The 8,099-nt window shown below is 46.8% G+C and carries 6 protein-coding genes and 1 tRNA gene; 3 read left to right on the top strand and 4 right to left on the bottom strand.

Annotated elements, in window-relative coordinates:
- The 3 genes from VB081_RS01600 to aroF (VB081_RS01590) form a co-directional block, all read right to left on the bottom strand.
- A partial coding sequence (locus VB081_RS01600; RefSeq protein ID WP_323399114.1) for a 3-phosphoshikimate 1-carboxyvinyltransferase occupies positions 1 to 1,023 on the bottom strand: 1,023 nt, incomplete at its 3' end.
- Positions 1,020 to 2,042, bottom strand: a complete 1,023-nt coding sequence (aroB, locus tag VB081_RS01595) for a 3-dehydroquinate synthase (RefSeq protein WP_323399113.1) — start codon at positions 2,040 to 2,042, stop codon at positions 1,020 to 1,022. The genes aroB and VB081_RS01600, both read right to left, overlap by 4 nt.
- A 9-nt stretch (positions 2,043 to 2,051) precedes the next feature.
- Positions 2,052 to 3,053, bottom strand: a complete 1,002-nt coding sequence (aroF, locus tag VB081_RS01590) for a 3-deoxy-7-phosphoheptulonate synthase (protein ID WP_323399112.1) — start codon at positions 3,051 to 3,053, stop codon at positions 2,052 to 2,054.
- Between the two features lie 558 nt (positions 3,054 to 3,611).
- Here aroF (VB081_RS01590) and aroF (VB081_RS01585) point away from each other — a divergent pair.
- The 3 genes from aroF (VB081_RS01585) to VB081_RS01575 all read left to right on the top strand — a co-directional run bounded on the left by aroF (VB081_RS01585) (position 3,612) and on the right by VB081_RS01575 (position 6,420).
- Positions 3,612 to 4,625 (top strand): 3-deoxy-7-phosphoheptulonate synthase, encoded by a 1,014-nt coding sequence (aroF, locus tag VB081_RS01585; protein WP_323399111.1) that lies wholly within the window; start codon positions 3,612 to 3,614, stop codon positions 4,623 to 4,625.
- Between the two features lie 277 nt (positions 4,626 to 4,902).
- The gene (locus VB081_RS01580) at positions 4,903 to 6,231 is read left to right on the top strand and encodes a C40 family peptidase (protein ID WP_323399110.1); all 1,329 of its coding nucleotides are present in this window, start codon (positions 4,903 to 4,905) and stop codon (positions 6,229 to 6,231) included.
- A gap of 113 nt (positions 6,232 to 6,344) precedes the next feature.
- Positions 6,345 to 6,420, top strand: a tRNA-Ala gene (locus VB081_RS01575).
- Between the two features lie 134 nt (positions 6,421 to 6,554).
- Here the strand turns inward: VB081_RS01575 and VB081_RS01570 are convergent.
- Positions 6,555 to 8,006, bottom strand: a complete 1,452-nt coding sequence (locus tag VB081_RS01570; protein WP_323399109.1) for a recombinase family protein — start codon at positions 8,004 to 8,006, stop codon at positions 6,555 to 6,557.
- Positions 8,007 to 8,099 lie beyond the last annotated feature (93 nt).

Here is an 8,099-nt window from a genome sequence, read left to right as displayed (position 1 = left end):
TCCCAGTTTTTCGAGCTCTGTCGTGATCGAGTGCAGACGGTCGCTTTCCTTGTAACGCAGCCGTCCCGCGTTGTATATTCTCGTTTTACCCTGCGCGGCACAGCCAAGGACAGCCAGCACGGGAACCAGATCAGGTATCTGTGAAACATCTGCCTCGATAGGCTTTAAAGCACCTTTTTCTATGATGATCTCATCTTCGTTTTCTGTGATTTCAGCCCCCATACACCGAAGAAGCCCGATGATCGCCTTATCCCCCTGTTTGGAGTCCAAACAAAGTCCTTTCAGCCTCACACTTCCGGTGATCGCCGCAGCCGCCGCAAAAAAAGCAGCATGGGAATAATCGCCCTCAATCTCCATGTCGCACGGGACATAACCCTGTCTGCCGGATATTTCTATATTATTCCCGCTCCATCTGCTGTTGACCCTGAATCTGCTTTGCACATCCTGCGTAATATCGATATACGGTTTTGATTCCGGCTCAGTCGTGATATGTAACCCCGAATCATCAAACAGCATCGGCAGCTTAAACAAAAGTCCAGACACAAACTGCGAGGATACATCCCCCGGCAGTTCATATTCCCCTCCGGCAAGCTCGCCGCATATCTCGATCCGTTCTTCGTTCTTATCGAACCGCACATGGTTACGCACAAATATCTTGTCGTATCCGTCCATCGGCCGTCTCAGCAGACGGCCATGTCCTGTAAAGGTATGTTTTTTTCCGTCAAGCGCCAACGGCAGTAAAAACCGTAAGGTTGAACCGGATTCGCCGCAATCGATCACTTCTGCGCTCTCGCTGTGCAACCCTCCGGACACAATACAGCTGTCGCCTTCAATATCATAATGACACAATCCCATAGCGCGCAAAGCCTGTGCTGTTGCGCTAATATCCTCAGAAAAAGCGATATTTCTCAGGGAAGTGCTACCGGGAGCGAGCGCGGCGCAGATCAGTGCACGATGCGATATGCTCTTGGATGGGATCACCCGAATGCTGCCGGAGATAACCGATGGTGCGATTCGCTTCATACTTTCATTTCCTTTACTGTTTTTTGTATTAATTCTGCCGGCAGTTTTTTCAGTACTGCATGACCGATCTGATCGATCAGCACAAAATGAATATCCTTGCCGTCAGCCTTTTTATCAGCCAGCAGTATTTGCAATGCCTGGTCTAAAATATCTTGTTTCAGCATAACAGGCAATTTATATTTTCGCAACAATGATATCGTGTCGCTCGCAAGCCCCTTTGGCGAAATCCCAAGCTGTTCTCCGAGGTGCGCTGCATAAACCATGCCGATTGCGATCGCTTCGCCGTGCAGAAACGTTCCATATCCTGCCACTGTCTCGATCGCGTGACCGATCGTATGCCCATAATTGAGCTGCATACGGATGCCCGTATCATACGGGTCTTGGTGCACATAATCTGTCTTGATCTCGCAGCAGCGTTTTACGATCGCTCCAATATCCGCACTCTGCTGCACAAGCGTTTGGTGCAGGCCTTTGTCCGCAATATAAGCATATTTGACGACTTCTGCCATGCCCGCCGCGTATTGCCGTTCGTCAAGCGTATCCAGTGCAGATGTATCTGCAAAAACAGCGCATGGTTGATAAAACGCGCCGACCATGTTTTTGCCGCCCCGCAGATTGACCGCAACCTTTCCACCGACCGAACTGTCCACCTGCGCCAAAAGCGTCGTCGGATATTGTACAAACCGCACGCCGCGCTTGAATGTCGCTGCGGCAAACCCGCAAATATCCCCTACAACGCCACCGCCGACCGCGGCCAGCACGCTGTTTCTGTCAAGCCCGAAATCCATCAGGCGGTCGTATATCATTTCGAGGTTTTGCATGTTTTTTGATTCTTCACCGGATTTTAAAACAATGACATTTGTACCGGCAAAGCGTTTTCCATACAAATCATAAACCACATCGTCTGTGATGATCGCAGACTTTTCAAAACTCTTTAAATATTCGTTGTTCAATAAATCGTTTCCGATCAGAATATCATAGCTTCCGTTATCGGCATGCACCTGTACCTTTTCCATCATTTCTCCGTTCTACATCACGCTTTTCAGCACGTTGATTTTAGCCATGATACTGTCAAACTGCCCGGGCGTCAAGGACTGCGCCCCGTCACACAGAGCGTGCTTGGGATCGTTGTGTACTTCGATCATAATGCCGTCCGCACCGGCGGCGACAGCGGCAAGCGCAAGCGGCTCCACCATATACGGCAGCCCAGTCGCATGGCTGGGATCGACGACAATCGGCAGATGCGACATCTTTTTGATCGCGGGGATCGCGCTCAAATCGAGCGTATTGCGTGTGAATGTTTCAAAGGTGCGAATACCCCGTTCGCACAGAATAACGTTTTCGTTGCCGCCCGCCATAATATATTCCGCACTCATCAGCCATTCCTCGATAGTATTGGAAAGTCCGCGCTTCAAAAGGATCGGCCTGTCCGTCTGTCCGATCTCTTTTAGCAAATCAAAATTCTGCATATTGCGCGCCCCGATCTGGATCATATCCACCTTTTCCGCAAACAGCTCGACATATTTGGGTGCCATGATCTCCGTCACGATGGGCATATGCACCTGTTCCCTCACGTCTACTAGGATATCCAGCCCAAGCTCTCCAAGTCCCTGAAAAGCATACGGTGAGGTACGCGGCTTAAAAGCGCCACCACGCAGTATCTGCGCACCGGATTTTTGGATGCTGTGCGCAACGCTTGCCAGCTGCTCGGTAGATTCCACCGAGCACGGCCCTGCCATTACCTTCACATCCCCGTCGCCGATCTTTACGCCGCTGATATCAATGATGCTGTCCTCCGGGTGGAACTTCCTGTTTGCCTTTTTGAAGGGCTCTTGTACAGAAACCACACGCTCTACGCCGCCCATCAGTCCGATGCGCTCTTTATCTACCGTATAGGTGTCGCCAAGCACGCCGAGCACTGTACAGTCGATACCGTGGTTGATCTGTACCTGCATCCCCTTTTGCTCCAGTCTGTCTGATACCTTCATAATCTCCGCTTGTGTCGCATCGCTTTTCATTACTACAATCATGACTTCAATACCTCTTCTTCGAATTTACTCGTAAAAATAAAAATGCTGTAAGCACTTGCCGGTGCTTACAGCATTTGACTGCTTTGCTTTAAGAATACATACGCACACCGACAGATTAACACAAAAACAAGCCATAGCGATAAAAGTCGCTAAAGCTAAATGTGCTAAAAAATCGTTCTGATGTACGTTTCATGCCTCGCTGCTCCTTCGTAACATTATCTGTATTATAGGAGATTTCTTAAGACATTTCAACTTATTTTTGTTTTTTTTCGAAAAAAAGATTACTTATTACGATAATATTACAAAAAAGACTTTACAAGTACTTTTCCATATGTTATCTTAATACTAAAGAACAAAATTTTTTTATATAATGTTCCTCCAGTACTATATTTATAGGGAAACCTCCGCCTCCCGCGGAGGTTTCCTTTTTTGTCAGATTTATGTAAATTTTCAGTAATATTAATTTTCTTTTTGCTTCTGCCGTAAAATTACTATATAATGGTCTAAAAAGCCGGTTTTATGCGATTTATTGCCGGTAGATATATGAGGTATGACAAAGTGATTATAATCGTTAAGCAACAGGCGCCCGAAACCAAGTTAAACGAGCTGATCCATAATCTTGAACAGCAAAATTTCAAAATCCACCTGAGCAAAGGTGAAAACACCACCATCATCGGCCTCGTCGGCGATACCTCGCTTGTGGATATCGACAATATCAAAGCAAAGGATATCGTGGAAGACGTTCGCCGCGTGTCCGAGCCCTATAAAAAAGCCAACCGCAAATTCCATGCTGATGATACGGTGATCGACGCGGGCGGCCAGTTGATCGGCGGTGGTCATTTTGCGGTCATCGCAGGCCCCTGTTCTGTGGAAAGCGAACAGCAAATGCTTGAGATCACAGGTGATATCCGCAAAAGCGGCGCTAATTTCCTGCGCGGCGGCGCTTATAAGCCCCGTACTTCACCGTATGCCTTTCAGGGGCTGGAGCAGGACGGTATCCGCTTGTTGCTTGCATGCAAAAAGCAATTTGGCATCCCCGTTGTGACCGAGATCATGGGGATTTCAGATATCCCTTATTTTGAGCACGTCGACGTGATTCAGGTCGGTGCACGCAATATGCAGAATTTCCGTCTGCTAAAGGAACTTGGGAAACTGAAGCAGCCCATCCTCTTAAAGCGCGGACTCGCCAATACCATTGAAGAATTTTTAATGAGCGCGGAATATATCATGGCGGGTGGCAACGAAAACGTCATCCTGTGCGAGCGCGGCATCCGTACTTTTGAGACGTTCACGCGTAATACGTTTGATTTGAGCGCGATTCCCGTCCTGAAAAATAAATCACATTTGCCTGTTATTGCCGATCCGAGTCATGCGGCAGGCCTCAACTGGCTGGTCGAGCCTCTTTCCAAGGCTGCGATCGCTGCCGGTGCTGACGGACTTATGATCGAAGTACATAACGACCCGGAACATGCCCTTTCCGACGGAAAACAGTCCCTCACTCCGCATACGTTTGACGATATGATGAAAAGACTGAAGGCATACATGGAGCTCGAAGGAAAACAAATAGGCTGATTTTCTTAGACACCTAAAAGGATGCGCTGCAAAAGTCGCGTCCTTTTATTTTTTGTATAAATTACAATATTATAGTAAGAAAACGCAGCTTCACGATCAACATGGATAGTATTTCGGAGCATTACATAGTATTTCGCTATATTTCACTTATTATCATCCATCATTTTATATTAATGAAACATATTTTCCAAATAAGGCAAAATATCACGATTGTATAATTGTTAAGAAATTGTTACAATTATTACACATTATAGATTGAGGGATTTTAGGAGGAAATATGTTTAAAAAAATTGCAGCAGCAGTTACAGTTGCCTTTGCGGTCATGGCATTTATGCCCATCCCTGCCCTTGCGGTAGAACGGCATGAGGTATTACAGATCGGCGATGAAGACAGCGCAGACTCCTGGGTATATGACTTCCAGAAAAAATTAAACGATATGGGTTACTTAAAGACCCCTGCAACAGGTTATTTCGGTACAGACACACAAGCAGCCGTGATTCAATTCCAGACGGAAAAAAGCCTTGCTGTTGATGGCAAAGCCGGCCCCGATACCAGAAAAGCGATCTATGGCGGCGATTATTTTGCAATTGATAATTCAAGAAGCATCAGCAACCGTCTGGCAAGCCAAACACAAGCGCCGGCTGCAGACCCTTCCACTTCCCCCTCCTCCGGAACGGCGAATGCGCTCAACCCCGGTGATAAGGGCTCTGATATTTCCAAACTGCAGCAGCGGTTGAAGGATCTTGAATATTATGACTATTCCAGCATTACCGGTTATTATGGCCCGGTTACAACTGAAGCTGTCAAAAAATTTCAACGCACAAACGGGCTTGAAGCCAATGGCGCCATGACTGCTGACAGCCTTACCTTGTTATATTCAGAAGGTACCAAATTCTATACGATGTACCCGCAGGATAGCGGCGACGACATCAAATCCATGCAGGACCGTCTTTCACAGCTCGGTTATTTCGAAGGCTCCTCTACTGGTTATTTTGGAAGCATCACCACCAATGCGGTAAAGCGCTTTCAGGATGCCAACGGCTTAAGTGTGGATGGCGTTGTTGGAAAGAACACGCGCGGACTGCTCTATTCCGATAGTGCGAAGTCTGCTCCCGGTGGTTCTTCCTCGGAGTCTTCTAATAATTCGTCTGGTTCGTCAAATGGTTCCTCCAATTCCGGTTCTTCGGATTCCGGCTCCGGTTCCTCCGCCAGCAGTTCGAATTCTACCATTCAGCGTGTTCTGGACGTTGCGAACTCCCAGATGAACAAGCCCTATTCCTATGGTTCCAGCGGACCGAATTCTTATGACTGCTCCGGTTTCGTCTATTACTGCCTGAAAAACTCGGGCGTTGCGACCGGTCGTCTGAGCTCTGCGGGTTACTCCAATGTTTCCGGATGGCAAAGTGTTTCAGATATGAATTCCCTCTCCGTCGGAGACCTGATCTATTTCAAATCGGATAAGAGCTCTGTTGTAAGCCACATCGGTATTTACATCGGTGGTGGCAGCATGATCCATTGTGCCCCTTCCAGCAATGGTGTAAATATCAGCAGCATCTCGTCCGGTTACTATAACAGGAACTTCCTCGGCGCAAAACGCTTCATATAGTAAGATCATCAATCAAAAGCCGCTTGAAAAAAGCGGCTTTTATTTTTCATTTTTATCTTGTAATTCTATTTCGTTTTTGATAGAATATATCTCGCACGGAGTAAATATTCTGTGGGGGTATAGCTCAGCTGGTAGAGCGCTTGCTTCGCATGTAAGAGGCCAGCGGTTCGAATCCGCTTATCTCCACCACCCAAATGTCAAGGTCACGACAAAAGAAATTTTGTCGTGACCTTGACTCTTTTACTGGAAATTTTCTGCTCAAGACACAAAACCCGCATCAGAAGCAGATTGGTTCGAACTAAAATGTAGTTCGAACCACCCACTCAAATTATGGCGTCAAATCCAGTCTCTTGCGCTAAACAGTTGATAAAGCCAGCAAGTTTCCACTCAATCTCAATTCTGCTATCTGGAAACACCAGCACCTTCTCAATCAGCATTTCCACCAATTCTTTTGTTAAAATTCTTTTTCTTAATGCTTGTTCTGCCGCTTCTACAGCAACTTCATCAGTTACCCTTCTACTGCGTTGGTCGAGAATGACATCAAGAACCTGCTTCACTTTCTTCATCTCAATGTCGATTGAAGATGTTTTTGTTTTGTATTCTTCCCGGCATATCCCACCCAGCACAAGAGATTCATAAAGCCGCTGTTTTTCATCCTGCAGCTTTTCCATCAGGACTTCATGTTCAGACGCCGCCGGGATTTGAGGTGCACGAATACCGTTAGATAAAGAAAATGATGCCATTATTGTTTTTGACTGACGCTTAATACTTTTCAGAATCAAGCTCTCCAGTTCGCTCTTTGGAACGCGCAGTCTATGACAGGCAGCACCAGGCGCCGGCAAAGTAAACCCGCAGTGGAAAGCAGCGTTCTTAGTACAGCTTATCTTCATTATATGCCCGCAGTGCCCACAAACTACTTTTCCTTTGAGTGGAGAGGAACAAGAAGCAGCATACCGTTTAGTTGTGCTTACATCCCGTTTACGAAGTGGCTCACCCTTAATACGAAGCTGCTCCTGTACCGCATCAAACAAAGCCTGCGAGATGATGGCAGGGTGATGATCAGGAATCCTTATCCAATCCTTACTGGCAACTTGGGCGCGGTTAGGATTGCCGACCTCCAACGTTCTTGTTTTTCCGGCGACATACATGCCCAAATATTGTTCGTCTCGCAAAATCTGCAGAAGCACTGGTTTCTGCCAGACATAGGCTAATTCAGCATCCATTGCAGTCGCTCGTTGTTGTTTTTTTCGAGCTGCAGGGGTAGGACGCTTCTCTTCATATAGACATTTTGCAATACCAACTAGACTCTTTTTCTCAGCGTACATCTCAAAAATAAGCCGTACTGTTTCGGCAGCCTCCGCATCAATGATCATTTTGCGGTTCTCGTCCAATGTGTAACCAAAAGCACAGTTTTTAGTAACAAACTCACCGCGCAGAGCTTTCTCGCGTTTCGCACTTCGGATCTTCATAGAAAGGTCGCGGCTGTAGTATTCGTTAATCAAAAACTTGAATGCAACTTCCATTCCGCCAGTATCGCCGTCAAGCGCAAAGGAGTCAAACCCATCGTCAATTGAGATAAAACGCACCCTGTACAATGGAAAGACACGCTCAATAAAGTACCCTGTCTCTAAAGCGTTGCGACCAAATCTTGAGAAATCCTTTACAAGGATGCAGTTTATCTTGCCGTCGCGGACAAGCTCAAGCAACTCCTGTACGGCTGGCCGCTCGAAAGCTGACGTTAGATAACGATACTTTTGAAAACACTGGAAAATCAAGGTTTTTCGAGCGACGGACAAGCAGGGTATTGTACTAAAAACTGAATACGACGCAGAAGCGGCGTTTCTTACTCTCTACATGGGAGAACAGGA

The sequence above is a fragment of the Christensenella sp. genome, from assembly GCF_034927525.1.
Lineage (GTDB): Bacteria > Bacillota > Clostridia > Christensenellales > Christensenellaceae > Christensenella.
This window is presented reverse-complemented; position numbering and strand designations above follow the sequence as displayed.

Bases quoted from the DNA above. Each gene is read 5' to 3' on its own strand.
- aroB (WP_323399113.1), bottom strand. From the start codon at position 2,042: ATGATGGAAAAGGTACAGGTGCATGCCGATAACGGAAGCTATGATATT.
- aroF (WP_323399112.1), bottom strand. From the start codon at position 3,053: ATGATTGTAGTAATGAAAAGCGATGCGACACAAGCGGAGATTATGAAG.
- VB081_RS01580 (WP_323399110.1), top strand. From the start codon at position 4,903: ATGTTTAAAAAAATTGCAGCAGCAGTTACAGTTGCCTTTGCGGTCATG.